This is a genomic window from Streptomyces sp. BK340 (genome assembly GCF_007827595.1).
In the GTDB taxonomy this organism is placed as follows: domain Bacteria; phylum Actinomycetota; class Actinomycetes; order Streptomycetales; family Streptomycetaceae; genus Streptomyces.
Genome location: NZ_VISR01000010.1, coordinates 158,189 through 178,749, shown reverse-complemented (window position 1 = coordinate 178,749; position 20,561 = coordinate 158,189). Strand labels below are relative to the sequence as shown.

Genomic DNA, 20,561 nt, shown 5'->3' with positions numbered 1-20,561 from the left:
ATGACTGCGTTCACCATGCCCTCGCTCGGCGCGGACATGGACGAGGGAGTGCTCCAGGAGTGGCTCGTGGGCCCCGGGGACCGGGTGCACAAGGGCGACGTCGTGGCAGTCGTGGAGACCGACAAGGCGGCCATCGAGGTGGAGTGCTTCGAGTCGGGCACCGTGGGGCGGCTGCTCGTTTCGCCGGGGACCCGGGTGCCGGTGGGGACACCGCTCGCCGTGATCGAGGGCGAGGCCGCGTCCGGCGGGCGGACGGGAGCATCCGGGGACGCGGCGACGGCCAGGGGTGAGGCAGTCCCGCCGATGGCCGCCGAGCCGGTCGAGGGATCTCTCTCGCAGAAGACGCCCCTGCGGGCGGAGGCTGAACAGGAGCCCGCCACAGGGCAACGCCCGGCACCTCGGCGGAAGGGGGTCCTGGAGCCGGGGCCCGCCGAGGAGCCGGTGCGCACGGAATCCCGAAGGAAGCCCGGCAGGCAGCCCGTACGCGCGGCGGAGAGTCCCGCGCAACTGCCGCCGGAGCTGTCCGCCGAGGCGGAATCCGCCTTCGGAGCCGGACCGCTCGTGCGGCACCTGGCGGAGCTGCGGGGCGTCGACCTGACGACACTTCACGGAACCGGATCCGGCGGACGGATCACCCGTGCCGACGTGGAGCACGCCCCGCATCCCCCCGCGCTCAGGCTGCGGGCCACCCCGTACGCACGGAGGCTCGCCCATGACCTCGGCGTCGACCTGACGACGGTACGGGGTACTGGGGACGGCGGAGCCGTGCGTGCGGCGGACGTACACGCGGCCATGCGCGCACGCACCGGAGGAAACGAACCCGAGCGGCCGGCTCAGCACCTATCGGACGGCCGGCAGCGCACGCGTATGGCCCTACCGGCCGACGAACGGCCGGAACAACGTACGGACACCATGCGCCGTGCCATCGCCGGCCTCATGAGCCGCTCCAAGCGGGAGATCCCGCACTACTACCTGTCCACGACCATCGACCTCACGGCGGCCGAAGGCTGGCTGCGCCGGATCAACCGCGGTCGTTCGCCTGCCGACCGCCTCGTGCCCGCCGCCCTGCTGCTGAAGGCCGCCGCGGTGGCGGCGCGCGAGGTGCCGAGCCTCAACGGCTACTGGCAGAACGACGGGTTCGTCCCCGGTGCCGAGGTCAACCTGGGTGTCGCGGTCTCACTCCGGCAGGGCGGACTGCTCGCGCCAGTGATCCACCGCGCCGACACCCTGCCGCCCGACGCCCTCATGACCAGCCTCAAGGATCTGGTCCAGCGCGCCCGCCGGGGACGGCTGCGTGGCAGCGAGATGACCGGCGCCACCCTGACCGTCACCAACCTGGGCGACCAAGGCGTGGAGACCGTGTTCGGTGTCATCCATCCGCCCCAGGTGGCCCTGGTCGGCTTCGGTGCGGTCGTCGAGCGGCCCTGGGCCACGGGCGGCATGCTCGGTGTGCGTCCGGTGGTCACCGCGACCCTTGCCGGGGACCACCGGGCCACGGACGGTGCCGTAGGGGCGCGCTACCTGACGGCTGTCGACCGACTGCTGCAGAAACCGGAGGAGCTGTGAGTCGCCTGAAGCCCCTGACCGACACGGAGGCCACGGCGGTGGTCGAAGAGTCGATCATGCAGATCATCCCGGACGCCGACTTCACCCGGGTCGAACCGGACGACAAGTTCCGTGACGTGCTCGAACTGGATTCGCTCGACTTCCTCAGCCTGGTGGAACTGTTGTCCGAGCGCACGGGGATCCGTATCGACGATGAGGACTATCCGGAGCTGACCACGCTGGCGGATGCCACGCGGTTCCTGGTCGACAGGTCGAAGGACGGGACCAGCCCAGTGCCGTGAGCTTCCTGCCGCTGCGTCCGCACATCCGTACTGAGGTGAGGAGGAATCGATGTCGCACACGACTGAATGGAAGGTACGTCTCCATCTTTTCGAAGACGACGACGGAACAACGAAGGCGCACCTGGTGCTGGACACCGGTACCGCGGCGCTCACCGCCCACGGAAGGGCGCACTGCCATCCGGCGGACACGAACGTGCCGGAGATCGGCGACGAACTGGCGGCAGGCAGGGCCATGGTCGACCTCGCTCACCAGCTGCTGGAGACCGCGGAGCGCGACATCCAAGGCATGGCCGCGCCCCGACTCAGCACCCAGAAGACGGCTGTACGGCCTCTGTGAAACCCCGGCGGATCACAGATCATTCATGACACATCCGGCGGTGATGTGGCCGTTTGTTTCGTGGCATGCGCACGGGAGGTGATCAATCCACACTGGTCTTGAGGAGTAACCGGCCGGGGCGGGCCAGGCTCCACGGCTCTCCCGGTGGTCGGCGACACCCGAAGGAGATGGCCATGACCACTGCCCGAGAGATCATGCGCACCGGTGCGACCTGCGTCCAGGAGAACGAGACGCTGGAGGCTGCTGCGCGCAAGATGAAGGAACTGAACGTAGGAGCTCTCCCGATCTGCGGCCCCGACGACCGGCTCCACGGAATCATCACGGATCGTGACATCGTGCTGAAGTGTGTCGCCAAGGGCAAGGACCCCAGGACCATGACCGCCGGCCAGCTGGAGCAGGGCAAGCCGGTCACGATCGACGCCGGCGCCGATGCGGGCCGGGTCCTTCAGGCCATGGAAGAGCACAAGATCCGCCGGCTGCCAGTGATCGACAACCATCGCCTCGTCGGCATGATCAGCGAGGCAGACCTCGCACGTCACCTCCCCGAGGATCAGGTGGGCCATTTCGTCGAAGTCATCTGCGCAGCCCCCTGACCCCACCGGGTCGGCCGGGGCTCCCCATCGCACGGCACCGAGAGAGGAACGGCATGCTCGACAGAGTCCAGGACGTGCCCCCAGGCGTCGACGCCGTGAAGGCCATCGGCACGGTGTCGAAGGACGACTACAAAGCGGTTATCGAGCCGCTCATCGACGACGCACGCAGGGAAGGCCGCCGCATCCGCCTCCTGTGGGAAGTCGGCCCGGAATTCCGGTCGTTCACCCCGGCAGCCGGGTGGGAGGACCTCAAGGTCGGGATCGGCGCCATGCGCCTGTTCGAGGGATGCGCGGTCGTCAGCGACACCGGCTGGATCCGGGAGTCGACCCGGCTCGCGAGTTTCCTCATGCCCTGTCCGGTACGCGTCTTCGGCCGCCAGGAACGCGATGAGGCCCTGCGCTGGCTCGTCTCGCTGCCTGAAGGACCCGGCGTGTCCCACCAGCTCCTGCCCGAGTCCAAGGTGCTGGTGGTCGAGGTGGAACAACCCCTGCGCGCACAGGACTTCGACGCGCTGGCACAGACCGTCGACAGCTGGCTCGAGACCCACGACGAACTGGCCGGTGTCGTGGTGCACGCTCGCGACTTTCCGGGCTGGGAGAACATCGGAAGCCTGGTCCGGCATGTACGCTTCGTCCGCGACCATCATCGCAGGGTCAGGAGGGTCGCGCTGGCGGCCGACAGCAAGCTCGCCGGCCTCGTGCCTCACATCGCGAACCACTTCGTCCGAGCCGAGGCAAGGCAGTTCGGATACGCCCAGCTCGACGACGCCGTCGCCTGGGCCGCGAGCCCGCCCGACCGTCCTCCACACCCAGACTGCTTGACCTGATGAGGTTCGGACGCCTGCCCACATCCCAGTTGGTCCCTCACACCTTCGCTCTCGACCGGATGAAATACGCCTACGAGGTGTTCGCACAGGGCGCCACCACGGGAGCCCTCAAAGTCGTGCTGCACCGCGGATGAACGCGCCTGTGCTGAGAGGGGCTGCCACATCAACCCGCATCGGCGCGTGTGCACAGCACGAACCCGTCCGGATCTCCTGACGCCTCGATGACCACGTCGGCGCCCGGGCCTTCGGCCAGGTCGGCGAGCAGCTTCCCCGGCGATTCGGCGACATCGGCCCCCACACGGACGGCAGTGTCCAATCGGGCACCGGCCAGGTCCGTCACGATGATCCGGCGGGGCGAGTAGAGCCGGGCGACGACCACCGTGGCGAGCCCGACGGAGCCCGCGCCCACGACGACGACGGTGTCACCCGGGGACACATGTCCGTTCCGCACTCCGACGTCGTAGGCGGTCGGCAGGAGTTCGGCGAGCAGCACGGCGTCGTCGAGCGGAAGGTCGAAGGGGCGTCGGGTGGTGGAGTATTCGGCGAAGGGCACCCGCACCGACTCGGCCTGGGTTCCGTTGATCAGATTCCCCAGGATCCGTCCGCCGCCCTCGCCGCACTGTCCGTACTTGGCGTCGCGGCACGCCCGGCAGTGGCCGCAGGCCGAGACGGACGACACGATCACCTGGTCCCCGGGGCGCAGGTGGTGGACTTCGCCACCCACCTCCACCACCTCGCCGACGGCCTCGTGGCCGAGGACCGTCCCCGGCTTCACCTCGGGAAGGTCACCTCGCAGGATGTGCAGATCACTCCGCGGACGGCGGTGGCGTCGACACGGACGATCGCGTCGGTCGCCTCCTCGATCGCAGGGTCCTGGACGGTGTCCCAGGAGCTCTGTGCCGGGCCGTGGTAGACGAGCGCTCGCACGGTACTCACTCCCTCGGTCCCCCATCCACGGTCACCCCGCAGGACGGCCGGGCAACACGGCCGCCGGCGCATCTCAGTCCGGCTCCATGTAGGGGCGGCGGAGCACCGGGGCCTGGCCGGCGCCCCATGGCCGCACGGCTGCCAGCGCCTGGGCGACCGCGGACTCCAACGAACCACCGGTGTCCACCGCGACGGCGTCGGGCCATGGCGGCTCCGTGGCCGCCATCGCGGCGGCGATCTCGGGGCCGGCGTCGGATGCACCGGCAGCGCGCGTGGTCAGGCGGGCCGCTGACACGTCGCCCGGCACGCGGCAGTGCAGGGCCACCAGGTCGGCGCTGGTCCGTTCGGCCACGCGCAAGGCCGCCGCACGCTGTCCCGCATCGGACCAGGTGGCGTCCAGGACGACGGATTCTCCGCAGGACAGCAGGGCGGCTGCGCGATCGAGCAGGGCGCCATAGATTCTGGCCGTCCACTCGGGTGTGTACAGGCCCTCGCAGTAGCCGGCCGCCGCGGACTGCTCCGCGGGAATGCCCGCCAGTTCCTTGCGGAGGCGGTCGCTGCTGAGCAGGGTGACCCCCAGCCGGTCGGCCAGCGCCCCGGAGAGGGTGGACTTCCCGCTGCCCGGCAGTCCGCCGACGAGAGTGAGACAGACAGCGGAGGCGCGCAGCTGACGCAGTGCCGCAGAAGCAAGCCGCCGCGCCACCGCCTCCGCCCCGGGCGCGCCCTGACGGGCCTGGACCAGGGAGACCTTGGCGCGGACGAACGCGCGGTAGGCGATGTAGTGGTGCCACAGGGACGGGGGCGCCGGGTCTCCGGAATACTCGCCGTACTGGGCGAGGAAGTACGCCGCCGCTTCCGGGGCGCCGAGCCGCTCCAGGTCCATGGCCAGGAAGGCGGCGTCGTCCAGGCCGTCGACGTAGCGGAGATGGTCGTCGAACTCCAGGCAGTCCAGGACGCGGGGGCCGTCGTCGAGGCAGAAGATGTCGTCGGCGAGCAGGTCGCCGTGACCGTCGACCACCCGTCCCTGCTCGATGCGGGCGTCGAACAACGGCTTGCGACCGGCGAGATAGCGGCGCACCAGCCGCTCGACCTCCGTCACCCCGTCGAGCACGAAGCCGTCGGCAGCCAGCGCGTGCACCTGCTGGAAGCCGGCCTCCCACCGCGCCGACAGCGCGTCCCGCGTGCCCTGCTCGGCCACGTCGCGGCCGCGGGGCGCGTCCGCATGCCACGCGGCGAGGTTCCGTGCGACGGCCCGGAGGACGTCGTCGACGGCGACTCCTGCTCGGACCAGGCGGGAGAGGCGGCGGCCCGCCGGCATACGGCGCATCACCACGAGCGGTTCAGGCGCCTGTGTGTCAGGGCTGTGGAACTCGCCAACCCCCAGGTAGACGTCGGGGGCGAACCGGCGGTTGAGGGTGACTTCGCGCTCGCAGGCGGCCTGGCGAGCCGATGCCGTGGTGTAGTCCAGGAACCCAAGATCAACCTGCTTCTTGACCTTGTAGACGCGGTCGCCGACGAAGAACAGGATGGCCGTGTGGGTCTCGCAGACGTCTGCGCGCGGCAGCGGTTCGCCCTCGTGCCCGGACGCCTCCGCCTGAGGCACCGACCGCAGCACGGATGTCTCCCGGAACTCGGGCTCAGCCATGAGCGACCGCGCGGCGCCCACGGGCCGGTCCTGGTGCCGGCAGCGGCCACGCGTGCAGCGGGCGCGAGGTGAGCCTTCGCGTCTCGGCACCGCCGGTGGCCCGGTGGGCAGCGCTGAGACTCTCGGGCGAACCGTCGATGCCGACGGTGACGACTGGTTGCATGGCGGCGGCCTCCGTCTCGTACGAAGCTGGAAGCAACGGTGGACGAGTCCGATCGCGTGAATGGTTCCGGACGTCGCCTGCATGCCGAACGTGATGCGTTCTCTCATTCGATGATCGCCCGAGCCCCTCTGCGGCGCATGTGGACCTGTGGAGGAGAGCCCGGAACGGGAATCCGGCACGAGAGGAGACAGGGGCGGTGACGATTCCCCTGGTGGTCGGCGTGGACGGATCCGAGGCGAGCCTGGAGGCGGTCGACTGGGCCGCCGACGAGGCGGTCCGGCACGGGGTGCCGCTCCACGTCCTGCACGCGGCGGGTGGGGACCATGAACCCTCCGGCGTGATCAGCGCTGCCTCGGCACGTGCCACAAAGGGCGCTGGCCCCGTGCGGCTGTCGAGCGAGGTGGTGCATGAGGACGCGGCCTCCGCCCTGGTCCACAAGGGGCGCAACGCCTTCGCGCTGGTGCTCGGGTCGAGGGGGCTCGGAGACCTCACCGAGATGCTCCTGGGATCGGTCAGCCTCGCCGTGGCGGCACGAGCCGACTGCCCGGTCGTCGTGGTCCGCGGCACAGCAGAGCACCGGGACGCCCAGTTCGGAACCGTCGTCGTCGGCGTCGAGGACGAAGAGAGCAGCGGCACGGCCCTCCAGTTCGCGTTCCGCGAGGCCCACGTGCGACGGTGCCGACTGATGGCAGTGCACGCCTGGAGCGCGCCGTTCGGAGCTTTCGCCACATCTCAGGCCCCGTCGTGGCCCCTGGAGGCCCACCGGCGCCCGCCGGCGCAGGTGCTCGACGACGCCCTGCGCAGCCTGCCGGAGCAGTACCGCGATTCCCTGGTCGAGCCGATCCTGATCGAAGCACCGGCACGCCAGACACTGCTGGAAGCCGCATCAGGGGCGGACCTTCTGGTCGTCGGTGCCCGCCCGCGCCTCATGCATCGAGGTCTGCAACTGGGCCTGATCAACCACGCGGTACTGCATCACGCGCCGTGCCCTGTCGCGGTCGTGCCCCAGATCTGACGACTCCTTGGAGCAGGCTCGTGTCGAGGGCGACGGAACCAGGGCTTCCTCGCGCCTCCCAGCAGCCGCGTCGGCGGTCTGGTCAGGTGCCGGTGGGGGAACGGCGCGCGTCGTCCGTTCGGTACGCAATGTCAGCGGTGACCGAGACCACGCCGTCGACACCACGGCACAGCTGCTCGATGACGGGGATCAGGCTCCTGTACTCCACGGAACCACCGAGGGTGACCCGCCCGTCGCGCACCTCGACCCGCACGTCCGAGGGTTCGAGGCCCATGGTGCGTCGCAACACGTCCCCCGTGATCTCCTCACGGATGGCATCGTCACGGCGCAGGAAGACCCGTAGCAGGTCACCACGGCTGACGATGCCCAGGAGCCGGTCGGCCTCGTCCACCACGGGAAGCCGCTTGACGTGCTGGGCCTCCATGAGGCGAGCGGCCTCGACCACGGTCCACTCGGGGCGCGCGCACACCGCGGGAGCCGACATCAGTTCCTCGGCGCGGGAGCCCTCGGCCTTGGCCCGCTCCCACGCCTCCAGGTCGGGGACCGGGGACCTGCCCGACGGGTCGGCCTGGTCGGCGCTCTTGCGCAGCAGGTCGGCCTCGGAGACCACCCCCATGGGGCGCCCCAGGTCGTCCACCACGGGTACGGCGGTGACGTCGTTCTCGGCCAGCAGCCGGACGAGCTCCTTGAACGGTGTGTCAGGCCGTGCCCGGACGACGTCCCGGGTCATGAGCTCCTCGACCGTTCGGTGGTGCATGGTGCCTCCCGTAGACGGGCCGCCCGCCTCGCGGCCCCGGGGGCTCTCGCCCCATGCGGTGGTCTCTCCCGCGTGGCAGGTTGGATACAGCACCATTCTGAGGAGAGGGCGGCGATCATGCGAGCTCACCTCGGCGACCAACTGGTCATCGAAAGTCCTGCGACCGGCGCCGCCAGGCGCGACGGCGAGATCGTCGGACTCCACCACGACGACGGAACACCTCCCTACGATGTGCGCTGGTCGGACACGGACGAGGTGACGCTCGTCTTCCCCGGGCCCGACGCACACATCCGGCACCTTGAGCATGAACAGTCCGGGGCCACCCACGCGCAACGGCCGGAGACGGGCGGGGCGGAGGCCGTGTCCGCAGCTGCCCCACCGGCCGGAACAACCAACCCTGGCGACATCGGTCGGCGCGTGGCCGTCGAACGCCGGAGACAGGGGATCAGCCGGGAGGAGGCCGCCCGCCGCGCCCGGATGTCGCCCGACTACCTGGCATACCTGGAGGAACAGCCCGCCGACCCGCCTCTGGCGACTCTCATCAGGCTGGCCGACGCACTGGGCACCACGGTCGCTGCTCTGCGCGGTGGAGGCATGGACCTCCCACCCGGTCAGGGGTACGCACTGCTGCACCCTCAGCTGCGGGACCTCGATCCGGAGGAGTGCCGTTCCCTGCTCTCCACGCATGGGGTGGGGCGCATCGCGGTGACGACGTTCGACGGCCGCCCGGCGGTCGTCCCGATCAACTACGACGTCGTCGATGAAGCCATCGTCTTCCGGACCGCACCCGACTCCGTGGCGGCGGCGGCCGCGGAAACGGACATCGCTTTCGAGGTCGATCACGTGGACGAGGCTCTGAGCCAGGGCTGGAGCGTGCTCGCCGTCGGCCGCGCGAGCGTCGTGACTGACCCCGAGGCCGTGCGCAGGCTCACCCAACACGCCCACACCACGCCGTGGGCGGGCGGTGAACGCGAGATGTGGGTGTCGATCCGGCCCACGAGCCTCACGGGCCGTCGGATAACCCCGGCCGATCAGTGAACGGCCACGGGCCACCGAAGAGACACCCCTCCCCAGCGTGCGCCGACTCGCCAGCAGAGTCTGGTGGGCACCTACCGCCCGACGAGCAGGCGCGGCCCTGCCCCATGACGCTGCGGCCGCCCCGTCGATGCACAGCGCGCAGCCTCTTCTCAAGGAGGTCCTCTTCCGCCTCCGTCTGATGTACCCCGAGATCACCATCGTCTGGGCCGACCGCGCCTGTGCCGGAAAGCTCGTGACCTGGGCAAAGAAGCACCTCCTCGCCGCCGGGCGACCATCGCCATCGGCGCCTACCGGCACGCCCGGCGCGTGTTCGTCAGCCTGGCCGAGAAGTACGCCTTCATGGACGACGCCATCTCACGGCAGTTCGGACCCGACCACTTCGTCACCGCCCAGCTGATGCACCTCAACATCGCCACCGGTGAGCTGGAACTGGTCAACGCGGGCCACCCCGCGCCGCTGCTGATCCGCGAAGGCAGCGTCGAGCGGCAGCTGGAGAGCGCGACGACCCTGCCCATCGGCTTCGGCGGCGAGGAGCCCCCGGATCCGAGAGCACCTGCTCCAGCCGGGCGACCGGGTGCTGTGCTACACCGACGGCATCATCGAGGAACACGTCACCGGCGGCGAGCCGTTCGGTGGGCGCGCAGAGCGGGTGCGCGAAGACGTCACGGGTGACCGCCCCCCCCGTACCCGCTCCAGGGCTTTGATCAGCTCGAACACCGAGGTGGAGATGGGAGCGGCCACAAAGGCGCCGAGTCCTACCGCCTCGCCCACACCAAGGCCGAGGCCGAGCAAGCCAGCAAGCCCAGGCCGGCTGATCAGGGGGACATCTGCGGCATCTTCCTCGGTGGAGGGCTGTCAGAACCTACTCGTTCACTTTCAGTGGTGCCCGAAGATCTCTTTCACTTCGCGGACCGCGTAGCACACCAGCACATAGCCGGCGGCCGGATCCGCCCACCACAGCCCTGCCAGGGCGTTGAGGACCAGACCGAGCAGCACCGCGGCGGCCAGCAGTCCGTCGATCAGGGTGACCCGGCCCTCCGTCTTCAGCACCGGGTTGTCCAGCGCGGCACCGGTGCGGGCCTTGCCGAAAGCGAGGACGAACATCACCACCGCGGTCACCGCGGTCCACGCGATCCCCAGCGGCGAGTGATGCGGCCGGAAGCCGCTGATCAGCACCCATGTCGACTGCACCAGCAGATACACCGCCAGCAGCGCGAAGCCGACACCGATCAGCCGCAGGGCACGACGCTGCCGGTCTTCGCCCGTTCCGGACAACTCCCAGATCACCACGGTGGAGGCGCCGATCTCGATCAGGGAATCCAGGCCGAACCCGGCCAGCGCCACCGACCTCGCCGCAACCGCCGCGACGGCCAGCACCACGATGCCGACCACGTTCCAGCCCAAGGTCACGTACTCCAGCACGAAGCCCCGGCGCAGCAGGGACTCACGGAAGATCTCCTTCACGTCGCTCACCAGGCGAGTCTCGCAGCAGTCCCACACGGCAAGCAGCCCGGGCCAGCTCCCGGAGGGGCCTCGGTGCCGTTCCTCGGCAGGAGCCCGAGCCTGCCTTCTGAGCCGACCGCCGTGCACCGCCGAGCGGCGACATGCCTCCTGTCGTAGATGCGTGCGGCGTGCCGGCTCTCCTCGCTCGTGCCGTGTCGGCTTGTTCCTTCAGGCGCCGCGCGTGCGCGGGTCACAGCGTGGTCTCGGCTCCGCCCGAGCCGGCATCCTCGCCGCCAAGCCGGGACTCGACGCCCACCACGCCCTCCAAGGCACGAACAAGGCGCTCGGCGACCCAGATGAGCGAGGTGTCCTGAACCGGGCCACGAAACGTGACGACCCCGTCCTGCACTGACACGTGGATGGCGTGAGCGAGCGTGGGGAACAGGTAGGCCACCACGGTGCGACGGACCTCCTCCTCAATGTCATCGTCCGACCGCAGGAAGACTTTCAGCAGGTCGCCACGGCTGACGATGCCCCGCAGCCTGTCCTCGTCATCGACCACGGGCAGCCGTTTGACGTGTTTCACAGCCATGATCCGGGCCGCCTGCGCCAGGGTGACGTCGGAGCGGACTGTCACAGCGGGCGTGGTCATGAGTTCCTCGGCGGTCAGCGCCTCCACCTTGGCCAGGTCGGACCGGCGACGGATCCGTTCCGGGCGGGTGAGGCCGCGGTCCCGGAACTCCTCCTTGGGCAGCAGGTCCGCCTCGGAAACCACACCGACGACCCGCCCCGCACCCTCCACGACCGGAACGGCGCTGATCCGCCGCTGTTCCATGGCCCGCACGATCTCCTTGAACCGGGCATCGCGCCCGACGGCCACCACGGGCAGGGTCATCACATCGCTCACGATGTGCGGAGCATCAGGCATGTCCTAAGTCCTTCAGGGGCGAGCCGGAGGAGTCGGTCAGGCCGTATGACTCCAGCATCACCGCGCCCTGGCGGACCGCAATCCGGCTGGAGGCCGCCCGATCCGAGACCCGGTCGGTGTGTCGCGGCGGTACCCGGACGGTGCGACGGTATTCACAGGGGCTCTCGGCAGCCGGACGGAGAAGGCGGTGGCGGCGATGGAACTCCCGCTGGTCGTGGGCGTCGACGGATCGGACTCCAGTCTGCTCGCGGTCGACTGGGCGGTGGACGAGGCGGCACGGCACCGGCTGGCACTGCACCTGGTCCACGCCTCCCTCTGGGAGCGATACGAGGCAGTCCAACCGTCGTTCAGCACCGACCGTCCGGCTGAGGCCGTCATGGCACAACACATCATCTCTTCCAGCTTGGAACGTGCCCGGCTTCGCGATCCCGAGGTGAAGGCGTCGGGCGAGGTACTGCCTGACGATGCCGTGTCCGTGTTGCTGCGGGCGGGCCCCGAGGCGTTCGCCCTGGTCACTGGCTCTCATGGGCGCGGCGAGGTCGCGGGGCTGCTGCTGGGGTCGGTCAGCCTTGCGGTGGCAGCTCGTGCCGTGTGCCCGGTCTTCGTGGTCCGAAGCGGGGACCCGATCCATCAGGGAACCTTCGGCCGGGTCGTGGTGGGGGTCGGGGACCCGACCGGTGACGCGGGCGCCGTACGGTTCGCCGTCCGCGAAGCCGAGGTGCGCGGCTGCGCCCTGACGGCCGTACGGGCCTGGCGCAACCCGGCCCAAGAGCCCGTGGACCACATGCTGATCGCCGACGACGCCGCCCGGCTGCGCGAGGAGCGGGCCTCGGCTGGCCTGGACGACGCGCTGCGCGAGGCCGCACGGGAATACCCTCAGGTCGACATTCAGCGCCGACCGGTCGAAGGCCCCGCCCACCGGGTCCTCCTGAAGGCATCGGCCGAAGCCGACCTGGTCGTCGTCGGCGCTCAGCGCCGGCACGGTCACTTCGGCCTGCAGCTCGGCAGAGTCGCCCATGCCCTGCTGCACCACTCGGAATGCCCAGTCGCCGTCGTCCCCCAACCGGTCTGAAGCTCACCGCGCGGGCCCAGGCCCAGCGGCCTTCGAAGGAGAGGGAAGAGTGGCGGATGTCGGAGTGGACATGGGAGTGGACGGGCTACGACCCCACAGCCGAACAACTGCGTGAAGCGCTCTGCACACTCGGCAACGGCTACTTCGCCACGCGGGGCGCGGTGCCCGAGTGCCGGGCGAGCCTGGTGCACTGCCCGGGAACCTACGCGGCCGGGTGCTACAACCGCCTGGAGTCGACCGCGGCAGGGCGGCAGGTGGTGAACGAGGACCTGGTCAACCTCCCGAACTGGCTGGTTCTCCGATTCCGTCGGCGCCGCACCGAGGGAGGGTGGGGCCCGTGGTTCTCCCCCGACACGCATGCTCTCCTGGACCACCGGCACGCCCTGGATCTGCGCCGCGGCACGCTCACCCGGACGTTCCGCCACCAGGACGACGAAGCAACTGTGCTCGGCGTCGAGCAGACCCGCCTGGTGCACATGGGCGATCCTCACCTGGCCGCACTGCGGACGGTTTTCACGGCCGAGGACTGGTCGGGAGAGATCGAGATCGAATCCTGCCTCGACGGGGAGGTGATCAACGGCAATGTGCATCGTTACCGCGCCCTGAACCGCCGGCATGTGGCCCATGTGCGCACTGGGGCAGAGGAACCCAGCACGGTATGGCTGAGCTGCCGGACCAGCGCATCGGACATCGCCGTCGCCCTGGCTGCCCGGACGACGGTCGTCGCCGAAGGGGAACCGGCCTTTTCAGTGCTTCGTCCGGCCCGTCACCGCGCGGTCCACCGCCTGGTGGTCCCGATCTCCCCCGGCCGGCCCGTCACGGTGGAAAAGACGGTGGCGCTGCACACCTCACGGGACGCGGCGATCAGCGACCCGCTCGGCGAAGCGGTCGACCGGGTGTCCACAGCGGCGGACTTCCCCGCCCTGCTGGACTCCCATGTCTCCGCGTGGGAACGGCTGTGGCGGCGCACGGACATCCAGGTGCCCGGCGAAGCCGGCCGCATCCTGCGCCTCCATCTCTTCCACGTCCTGCAGACGCTGTCACCGAACACCGCGGATCTGGACGTGGGGGTGCCCGCCCGAGGCCTGCACGGCGAGGCGTATCGGGGCCATGTGTTCTGGGACGAGCTGTTCGTCCTGCCCTATCTCAACCTGCACTTGCCCGAGGTCTCCCGGACGCTGCTGAACTATCGCTATCGGCGCCTCCCGCGGGCCTGCCGGGCGGCCGCGGCGACCGGCCGAGCTGGGGCGATGTACCCGTGGCAGAGCGGCAGCGACGGTCGTGAGGAGGCTCAGGAGTGGCATCTCAACCCGCACTCGGGGCGCTGGCTGCCGGACCACTCCCGCCTCCAGCACCATGTCGGCTCCGCCATCGCCTACAACGTGTGGCAGTACTGCGAAGCCACCGGGGACACCGAGTTCCTGCACACCAAGGGTGCAGAGATGCTGCTGCAGATCGCCCGCTTCTGGGCGAACCTCGCAACCTTCGACGCCGACACGGACCGATACCGCATCCGCGGCGTCGTCGGCCCCGACGAATACCACGACGCATACCCGGGTGCCGCACAGCCCGGGCTGGACGACAACACGTACACGAACGTCATGGCGGCCTGGGTCCTCACCCGCGCCCTGGACCTCCTGCGGCACCTTCCGGTCTGGCGCCGACAGGACCTCATCGAACGCGTCCGGCTGGACAGCGACGAACTCCCGAAGTGGGGGGAGATCTCCCGGCGGCTGCGGGTGCCCTTCCACCAGGGCGTGATCAGCCAGTTCGAGGGCTACGACAGCCTCGTCGAGCTCGACTGGGACGCCTACCGTGCGCGCTACGACACCATCCGGCGACTGGATCGGATCCTTGAGGCCGAGGGCGACACGGTCAACCGCTACAAGGCGTCCAAGCAGGCCGACGTCCTCATGCTCGGCTACCTGTTCTCGCCCGTCGAGCTGCGGCACCTGTTCCGACGTCTCGGCTACGACCTGGACGACGAACTCTGGGGCAGAACCGTCGACTACTACCTCCAGCGCACCAGCCACGGCTCCACACTCAGCCAACTCGTCCACGGCCTCGTCCTCGCCCGAGCCAGACGAGCCGAGGCATGGCAGTACGTCCACGAGGCCCTGGAGGCAGACATCGCCGACATCCAGGGCGGAACGACCGGCGAGGGCATCCATCTCGGAGCCATGGCCGGGACCCTCGACCTGGTCCAACGCGGCCTGACGGGACTGGAGGCCCGCGAAGACGCCCTGTGGCTGGACCCAGTGCCTCTCCCAGCTCTCTCCGAGTACGGGTTCTCCCTTCGCTACCGCGGCCACTGGGGTGTCGGCGTACGGCGCCGGAGCGGGCTGTTGGAGATCGGTGTGCCCGACTCGGAGGAGACACCGATCCGGGTGGTGCTCGCGGACCGCGCCGTGACCATCGCGCCCGGGGAGACGTGCACGCTCGTACTGCCCGAGAGTTGATCCGCACAGATGGACGTGCCGGCTCTCCTCCTGACGGGCAGCAGCTCCCTTCCCCTCGGACCGCTGGTCACCGGTGTTGGCACAGGGATTCCAGGCGCTGGGTCGCCTCCCGGAAGAGCCGGTCGACGTGGTGTCGGCTCGCCCTCAGGAGCAGGTGGACGGGTGCAGGCATGGCGGAAAGGGGCACGGTCGAGGAAGCCGAGGTCTTCCGTGCGCAGCTGGTGGATCATGACGTCCCGGCCCCTTCCGATGCCGACGCGACGACAGCGCACGGGACCGTCAAGGCCCCTTTCGTCGCGCTCATCGTCACCCGACGCGGACGGACTCTCACCCTGGTACGGCCGATGGGATGAGCTGTCGTCGGGCCCGGTCACCCATCGCTCCGGGGCGGGGACGTTCCCTCTGGCAGAGCCGTCGACGACGGCGTCATGACCAGCGGCTTCCCCGGGTCCAACGGGCGGATCCCGTTCGAGAACGCGAGCCTGGCCGAGGTGCTGGTCGAGCGCGGCTGGAACACCTACGCCCTGGGCAAGTGGCACTTGGTGCCCTCGGACGAGGCCAACCTGGCGTCCTCGAAGCGGCACTGGCCGCTCGGCCGCGGATTCGAGCGCTTCTACGGCTTCCTGGGCGGCGAGGCCGACCAGTGGTACCCCGACCTCGTCTACGACAACCACCCCGTCGAGCCGCCGGCCACCCCTGAACACGGCTATCACCTGTCGAAGGACCTGGTGGACCGGGCCATCGAGTTCATCCGGGACGCCAAGGTCATCGCTCCGGAGAAGCCCTGGTTCACGTACTTCTGCCCGGGCGCCGGCCACGCACCGCACCACATCTTCAAGGAGTGGGTGAGCGGCGTGTACCAATCGGCGCACCACTCCCACACGTTGCCGCACGCGTTGTACAGGCCATGCCCACCGGGCGCGTAGGCGGTCACTGGGGCTGTGCCGTACCAGCCGTCGGGGCGGGTGTGGTGGTCGGGGAAACGGCCCTGCCACACGTTCATCCGGCGCTCCCCGCCCGGCTCCGGCTCGTCCCCCCACGGGAACACCGCCTGCTCCAGACCTCCGCGGGCGGCGTACTCCCACTCCGCCTCGGTCGGCAGGCGCTTGCCCGCCCAGGCAGCGTACGCGGAGGCGTCATTCCAGGACACGTGCACCACCGGGTGGTCGGCGCGGTCGACGAGATCGGACCCCGGCCCCTCGGGATGCCGCCAGCAGGCTCCGTGCACCTGACGCGACCAGGGAGCCGCAGCCACAGCTCGGGTGTCAGGGAAACCGGGCGGAAGCAGCCCAGCGAAGACGAACGACCACCCGTACCGCTCGGCCTCCGTCACGTAGCCCGTGGCGGCCGTGAAGGCGCCGAAGTCCGCATTGGAAACGGCGCATCGGTCGATCCAATAGGCGCCCACAGCCACCTCGTGGACCGGGCCTTCGCCGTCACCCGGGACCGTCCACTCGTCCTGAGAACCCATCCTGAACGTGGCCGCCTCCAGACACACCATGCCCGCTCGGTCACGGCTGCCTGCGGCAGACGCACGTACGGATGGAACCGGCCCCCGGGCAGGTCCGGGCCGCGAAGGGCCGCAGCAGACGGAGCGCACCTCATTGTCGGACGTCATCTGGCCTCCACAGGGATCGTCACCGCTCTCGTTGGCAGATTCTGGGCAGTGGGTGAAGCGTGAGAGCGGCGACACGGCGGTGCCCCGACTCCACATGAGCATCAGCGGTCACTGCCTCCGCAGTGCGGCGCAGGCCTCCCGCACGGTAGGAAACGCCCGCAACTGCCGGGGGGGCCGTCCTCGTAGGGGTGGGCACGCAGTGCGTGGATGCGGTTGGCGTCGGGCGGTGGCGAGCACGGCCGCGGCGCCCCGGGCGTCTGGGTGCTCTGCACGCCTCGCCTTGCCCGCTCGGCGAGCTCGGCGGCGTAGCCGAGGTGGAAGGCCAGCGAGATGTCGCCGGGTCCTTCGTGGAAGTAGTAGGACTCGGGTGTATTGGAGCAAGTCCACGCAGGTACGTGCGATGTCGGCAGCGAGTTGGCCGAGGACGGCGATGTGCGGCCAGTACACCAGGGCCCAGCCCACGGCCACGGCGCAGGCCCACGTGGGCGAGCCCTTCACCACCGCCGGTCTGTGCTTCCACCGCGACGGGCGGGACAGCGTGGCCTGGCACGGCGACCGGATCGGGCGGGGCGCCCGGCAGGACACGATGGTCGCGATCCTCTCCGTCGGCGCACCCCGCGACCTGCTGCTGCGGCCGGCGCCAGGCGGCGGCACGACGGTCCGGCGCCGCTCGGGCACGGCGACCTCATCGTGATGGGCGGCTCCTGCCAGCGCACCTGGGAGCACTGCGTCCCCAAGACCGCCCGTGCGACGGGGCCGCGGATCAGCATCCAGTTCCGCCCGCACGGCGTACAGTGACCGGCCCGTGACGGCCGCCCTCTTGCGGAGGACGGTGCGCCATCTGGTTGGCTGTCCCCCGACGACCGGTTGCTCTGGGCCTCGGGGAGATCATGCAGGCAGACGTACGCCAAGTCGCCGACGGCACCTACCTGGTGCACGGCCACAACACCAACTGGGTGATCCTCAAGGACGGCGACGCCGTCACGCTGGTGGACACCGGGTACCCCGGGGACCGGCAGGGGCTCCTCGAATCCCTCGCCGTGGTGGGCAGTTCGCCCGAAGCGGTCGCCGCCGTACTGATCACCCACGCGCACAACGACCACGTGGGCTCCGCCGAGTACCTGCGCAGCAACTACGGCACCCCGGTCTACCTGCACCCAGCGGAAGTCCCGCACGCGCGCCGGGACTTCCTCCAGCAGGCCACGATCGGCGACGTCGTGCGCAACGCCTGGCGGCCCGGTGTGGTCCCCTGGGCGGTCCATGTGATCCGGGTGGGCGGGATCGAGCACAACCCGGTCACCGCACCCGAGCCGTTCCCGGCCGAGGGCGCGCTCGACCTGCCGGGCCGGCCCGTCCCCGTGCACACCCCCGGCCACACGGACGGCCACTGCGTCTTCCACCTGCCCGACGCCGGCATCGTCATCTCCGGCGACGCCCTGGCCACCGGCCACGCCACCTCACGGCTCAAGGGCCCCCAGATGCTGCACGACTTCTTCCACCACGAGCGCACCCGGGCCATGGCCTCGCTGGACCTGATCGGGGCGCTCGACGGCGACACCCTGCTGCCCGGGCACGGCCCGGTCCACCGGGGCTCCGTGCGGGCCGCCGCCGAACAGGCCAGGGAACGCGCCTCCTGAGAACGCCGGCGGGGCCTTAGGGTTCGTGCCATGGCCTTGCAGATCAGTGCCACGAACCCGGAGCACCCCGCGCTCCTGCTCGAACTCCCCTGGGACGTGCCCCTGGAGGAGTGGCCCGAGGAGTACCTCGTGCCGCTCCCCCGGGGCATCTCGCGGCACGTCGTGCGCTACGCGCACGCCGGCGACGAGGTGATCGCGGTCAAGGAGCTGGCGGAGCGGCCCGCCCTGCGCGAGTACGAACTGCTGCGCGACCTGGACCGGCTGGGCATCCCGGCGGTCGACCCCCTCGCGGTGATCACCGGCCGCACCGACCGCTCGGGCGCCCCGCTGGAGCCGGTGCTGGTGACGCGGCATCTGCGCGGCTCGCAGCCGTACCGCTCGATGTTCGAGACGACCATGCGCCCGGCGACCATGCACCGCCTGATGGACGCCCTGGCTGCGCTGCTGGTACGGCTGCACCTGGCCGGGTTCGCCTGGGGCGACTGCTCGCTGTCCAACACCCTGTTCCGCCGGGACGCGGGCGCCTACGCCGCGTACCTGGTGGACGCCGAGACAGGCGAGCTGCATCCCCGGCTCAGCCCCGGGCAACGGGACTACGACCTCGACCTGGCCCGGGTGAACATCAGCGGCGAGCTGCTCGACCTGGAGGCGTCGGGCGCGCTGCACCCGTCCGTCGACCCCGTCGAGTTCGGCCACGAGATCTGCACCCGCTACGGCGGCCTGTGGCAGGAGCTGACCCGCACCTCGGTGTACCCGGCGGGCAAGTACCACTACATGGAGCGACGGATACGGCGCCTGAACGACCTCGGCTTCGACGTCGCCGAGATGCAGATCGAGCACTCCGCGAACGGCGACTCGGTCACCTTCGTGCCCAAGGTCGTCGACGCCGGCCACCACCAGCGCCAGCTGCTGCGGCTGACCGGCCTGGACACCGAGGAGAACCAGGCCCGGCGGCTGCTGGGCGACCTGGAGAGCTGGATGGCCGGACAGGACGACCACGCACCTGGTGACCCTCCCCCAAGCTCTCGGCTTCGCTCGAGCAGGGGGGACCCCCATGCCGCCCGCCCGGAAGTACTCGCCCACCGCTGGGTGCGGGACGTGTTCCGGCCCACCGTCCGAGCCGTCCCGCCGGAGCTGCGGGGCACCATGGACCCGGCCGAGATCTATCACGAGCTGCTCGAACACCGCTGGTACCTGTCCGAGCAGGCGCAGCACGACATAGGCCTCGAGACCGCGGTCGAGGACTACATCGCGAACGTTCTCCCCAAGGCCCGGGCGACCCTGTTGCCGACGACCCCGGACTAGATCACCCGCACCGGGTCCGCGTACCGGGTCACTCGTGCGGGACGACGGCCACCGGGCAGTCGGCGTGGTGCAGCACGCCGTGGGCGACCGAGCCGATCCGGGCGCCCACCGCCGTGTGGTGCGCCCGTCGGCCGACGACCATCAGCTGGGCCCGGCCGGCCACCGAGAGCAGCACCTGCCCCGCGCTGCCCATCTCGATCTGCTCGGCCACGGGCACCTGCGGGAAGCGCTCGCGCCACGGCTGGAGCGCCTCGCTCAGGGCCTTGCGCTCGTACGGTTCGAGCCCGCCGGCTTCGTCCAGGAGCTTCAGCGAACCGGGGCTGTAGGCGAAGACCGGCGGCACCGTCCAGGCCCGGACGGCCCGGACGGTGGCGCCGCGGGCGGCCGCCGTCTCGAACGCGAACCGCAGTGCGGCGGCGCTGTCCTCCGGTCCGCCCTGCTGACCGACCACGACGTCCCGTCCGGCCGCCTCCGCCGCCGGGTCGTTCCCGGCGCGCACCAGGACCACGGGCCGGTCCGTCGCGGCGATCACCTGCTGGCCGACGGAGCCCAGCAGGAACCCCACCACCGTGCCGTGCCCGCGCGAGCCGAGCACCAGCATCTCGGCCTCCGCTGCGGCCGCGACCAGCGCCTCGACGGCCCCGCCCTCGACCACGTCGACGCTCGTCCGCAGCTCCGGATGGCGCGCGGCGAAGGCGCGCACGGCGTCCGACACACCCTCCGACACCCAGCCGTGCTGGGTGTCCCGGTCGGCCGCGTGCAGGCCCTCGTGGAAGCGCCAGGCGTGCACCACGCGCAGGGGCAGCCCCCGCCGTACGGCCTCCCGGCCCGCCCAGTCCAGCGCGGCCAGGCTCTCCTCCGTACCGTCCACCCCTGCCGTGATCGGGCGTGTCATGCTCGGGCCTCCCAGCCTTCCGTGTCCGTGGGGCCAGTCTTCACCACGGCGCGGT

At 70.5% G+C, this 20,561-nt stretch carries 19 protein-coding genes and 6 pseudogenes; 17 read left to right on the top strand and 8 right to left on the bottom strand.

The window, feature by feature from the left end:
- The 6 genes from FB157_RS20020 to FB157_RS19995 all read left to right on the top strand — a co-directional run bounded on the left by FB157_RS20020 (position 1) and on the right by FB157_RS19995 (position 3,738).
- Positions 1-1,566 carry a 2-oxo acid dehydrogenase subunit E2 gene (locus tag FB157_RS20020; protein WP_145881604.1) on the top strand — a complete coding sequence of 522 codons (1,566 nt, stop codon included), beginning with the start codon at positions 1-3 and terminating at the stop codon, positions 1,564-1,566.
- Positions 1,563-1,847 carry an acyl carrier protein gene (locus tag FB157_RS20015; protein ID WP_261386380.1) on the top strand — a complete coding sequence of 95 codons (285 nt, stop codon included), beginning with the start codon at positions 1,563-1,565 and terminating at the stop codon, positions 1,845-1,847. The genes FB157_RS20020 and FB157_RS20015 overlap by 4 nt, the downstream gene beginning before the upstream one ends.
- A 49-nt stretch (positions 1,848-1,896) precedes the next feature.
- On the top strand, positions 1,897-2,184 hold the full coding sequence (locus FB157_RS20010) for a DUF1876 domain-containing protein (protein WP_145881602.1): 288 nt from the start codon (positions 1,897-1,899) through the stop codon (positions 2,182-2,184).
- 173 nt (positions 2,185-2,357) lie between these two features.
- Positions 2,358-2,777 (top strand): CBS domain-containing protein, encoded by a 420-nt coding sequence (locus FB157_RS20005; RefSeq protein WP_145881600.1) that lies wholly within the window; start codon positions 2,358-2,360, stop codon positions 2,775-2,777.
- A gap of 53 nt (positions 2,778-2,830) precedes the next feature.
- The gene (locus FB157_RS20000) at positions 2,831-3,604 is read left to right on the top strand and encodes an STAS/SEC14 domain-containing protein (RefSeq protein ID WP_145881599.1); all 774 of its coding nucleotides are present in this window, start codon (positions 2,831-2,833) and stop codon (positions 3,602-3,604) included.
- Entirely contained in the window at positions 3,604-3,738 is a 135-nt protein-coding gene (locus tag FB157_RS19995) for a hypothetical protein (protein WP_398946964.1), read from the top strand. The genes FB157_RS20000 and FB157_RS19995 overlap by 1 nt, the downstream gene beginning before the upstream one ends.
- A 41-nt stretch (positions 3,739-3,779) precedes the next feature.
- Here the strand turns inward: FB157_RS19995 and FB157_RS19990 are convergent.
- The 3 genes and pseudogenes from FB157_RS19990 to FB157_RS48505 all read right to left on the bottom strand — a co-directional run.
- Positions 3,780-4,531 (bottom strand): annotated as a pseudogene (locus FB157_RS19990) (alcohol dehydrogenase catalytic domain-containing protein); the annotation flags it as partial.
- Positions 4,532-4,604: 73 nt separating this feature from the next.
- Complete coding sequence (locus tag FB157_RS19985; protein ID WP_145881597.1) at positions 4,605-6,176, bottom strand: AAA family ATPase; 1,572 nt, start codon at positions 6,174-6,176, stop codon at positions 4,605-4,607.
- A 19-nt stretch (positions 6,177-6,195) separates the two neighbouring features.
- Positions 6,196-6,339: pseudogene (locus FB157_RS48505) on the bottom strand (universal stress protein); the annotation flags it as partial.
- Positions 6,340-6,535: 196 nt separating this feature from the next.
- On the opposite strand from FB157_RS48505, the gene FB157_RS19975 reads away from it, so the two are divergent.
- Complete coding sequence (locus tag FB157_RS19975) at positions 6,536-7,354, top strand: universal stress protein (RefSeq protein WP_145881596.1); 819 nt, start codon at positions 6,536-6,538, stop codon at positions 7,352-7,354.
- A gap of 82 nt (positions 7,355-7,436) precedes the next feature.
- Here the strand turns inward: FB157_RS19975 and FB157_RS19970 are convergent, their stop codons facing one another.
- Entirely contained in the window at positions 7,437-8,111 is a 675-nt protein-coding gene (locus FB157_RS19970; RefSeq protein WP_145881594.1) for a CBS domain-containing protein, read from the bottom strand.
- A 117-nt stretch (positions 8,112-8,228) separates the two neighbouring features.
- Here FB157_RS19970 and FB157_RS19965 point away from each other — a divergent pair, with 117 nt between their 5' ends.
- From FB157_RS19965 to FB157_RS19955, 3 genes and pseudogenes are all read left to right on the top strand, one after another.
- Positions 8,229-9,149, top strand: a complete 921-nt coding sequence (locus FB157_RS19965; RefSeq protein ID WP_145881592.1) for a pyridoxamine 5'-phosphate oxidase family protein — start codon at positions 8,229-8,231, stop codon at positions 9,147-9,149.
- Between the two features lie 151 nt (positions 9,150-9,300).
- Positions 9,301-9,405, top strand: a pseudogene (locus tag FB157_RS19960) (IS5/IS1182 family transposase); the annotation flags it as partial.
- 11 nt (positions 9,406-9,416) lie between these two features.
- Positions 9,417-9,783, top strand: a pseudogene (locus FB157_RS19955) (PP2C family protein-serine/threonine phosphatase); the annotation flags it as partial.
- A 242-nt stretch (positions 9,784-10,025) separates the two neighbouring features.
- Here the strand turns inward: FB157_RS19955 and FB157_RS19950 are convergent.
- Positions 10,026-10,622 (bottom strand): cation transporter, encoded by a 597-nt coding sequence (locus FB157_RS19950; protein WP_145881590.1) that lies wholly within the window; start codon positions 10,620-10,622, stop codon positions 10,026-10,028.
- A gap of 220 nt (positions 10,623-10,842) precedes the next feature.
- On the bottom strand, positions 10,843-11,520 hold the full coding sequence (locus FB157_RS19945; RefSeq protein ID WP_186581580.1) for a CBS domain-containing protein: 678 nt from the start codon (positions 11,518-11,520) through the stop codon (positions 10,843-10,845).
- Between the two features lie 196 nt (positions 11,521-11,716).
- Here FB157_RS19945 and FB157_RS19940 point away from each other — a divergent pair, with 196 nt between their 5' ends.
- The 4 genes and pseudogenes from FB157_RS19940 to FB157_RS19925 form a co-directional block, all read left to right on the top strand.
- A complete protein-coding gene (locus tag FB157_RS19940; protein ID WP_145881746.1) occupies positions 11,717-12,592 on the top strand; it encodes a universal stress protein in 876 nt (291 codons plus the stop codon).
- A gap of 56 nt (positions 12,593-12,648) precedes the next feature.
- Positions 12,649-15,051, top strand: a complete 2,403-nt coding sequence (locus FB157_RS19935) for a glycoside hydrolase family 65 protein (RefSeq protein ID WP_145881587.1) — start codon at positions 12,649-12,651, stop codon at positions 15,049-15,051.
- A 170-nt stretch (positions 15,052-15,221) separates the two neighbouring features.
- Complete coding sequence (locus tag FB157_RS19930) at positions 15,222-15,404, top strand: hypothetical protein (RefSeq protein ID WP_145881585.1); 183 nt, start codon at positions 15,222-15,224, stop codon at positions 15,402-15,404.
- 75 nt (positions 15,405-15,479) lie between these two features.
- Positions 15,480-15,848 (top strand): annotated as a pseudogene (locus tag FB157_RS19925) (sulfatase-like hydrolase/transferase); the annotation flags it as partial.
- Here FB157_RS19925 and FB157_RS19920 read toward each other — a convergent pair.
- Positions 15,761-16,522: an SUMF1/EgtB/PvdO family nonheme iron enzyme gene (locus FB157_RS19920; RefSeq protein ID WP_398946959.1), complete on the bottom strand. Its 762-nt coding sequence runs from the start codon at positions 16,520-16,522 to the stop codon at positions 15,761-15,763. The pseudogene FB157_RS19925 and the gene FB157_RS19920 overlap by 88 nt on opposite strands.
- Before the next feature lie 628 nt (positions 16,523-17,150).
- Here FB157_RS19920 and FB157_RS19915 point away from each other — a divergent pair.
- From FB157_RS19915 to FB157_RS19905, 3 genes and pseudogenes are all read left to right on the top strand, one after another.
- Positions 17,151-17,467 (top strand): annotated as a pseudogene (locus FB157_RS19915) (alpha-ketoglutarate-dependent dioxygenase AlkB); the annotation flags it as partial.
- A 92-nt stretch (positions 17,468-17,559) separates the two neighbouring features.
- Complete coding sequence (locus tag FB157_RS19910; protein ID WP_145881584.1) at positions 17,560-18,306, top strand: MBL fold metallo-hydrolase; 747 nt, start codon at positions 17,560-17,562, stop codon at positions 18,304-18,306.
- 30 nt (positions 18,307-18,336) lie between these two features.
- Positions 18,337-19,611 carry a DUF4032 domain-containing protein gene (locus FB157_RS19905; protein ID WP_145881582.1) on the top strand — a complete coding sequence of 425 codons (1,275 nt, stop codon included), beginning with the start codon at positions 18,337-18,339 and terminating at the stop codon, positions 19,609-19,611.
- Between the two features lie 28 nt (positions 19,612-19,639).
- Here FB157_RS19905 and FB157_RS19900 read toward each other — a convergent pair whose 3' ends face one another.
- Positions 19,640-20,506, bottom strand: a complete 867-nt coding sequence (locus FB157_RS19900) for a universal stress protein (RefSeq protein WP_145881580.1) — start codon at positions 20,504-20,506, stop codon at positions 19,640-19,642.
- Between the last annotated feature and the right edge of the window lie 55 nt (positions 20,507-20,561).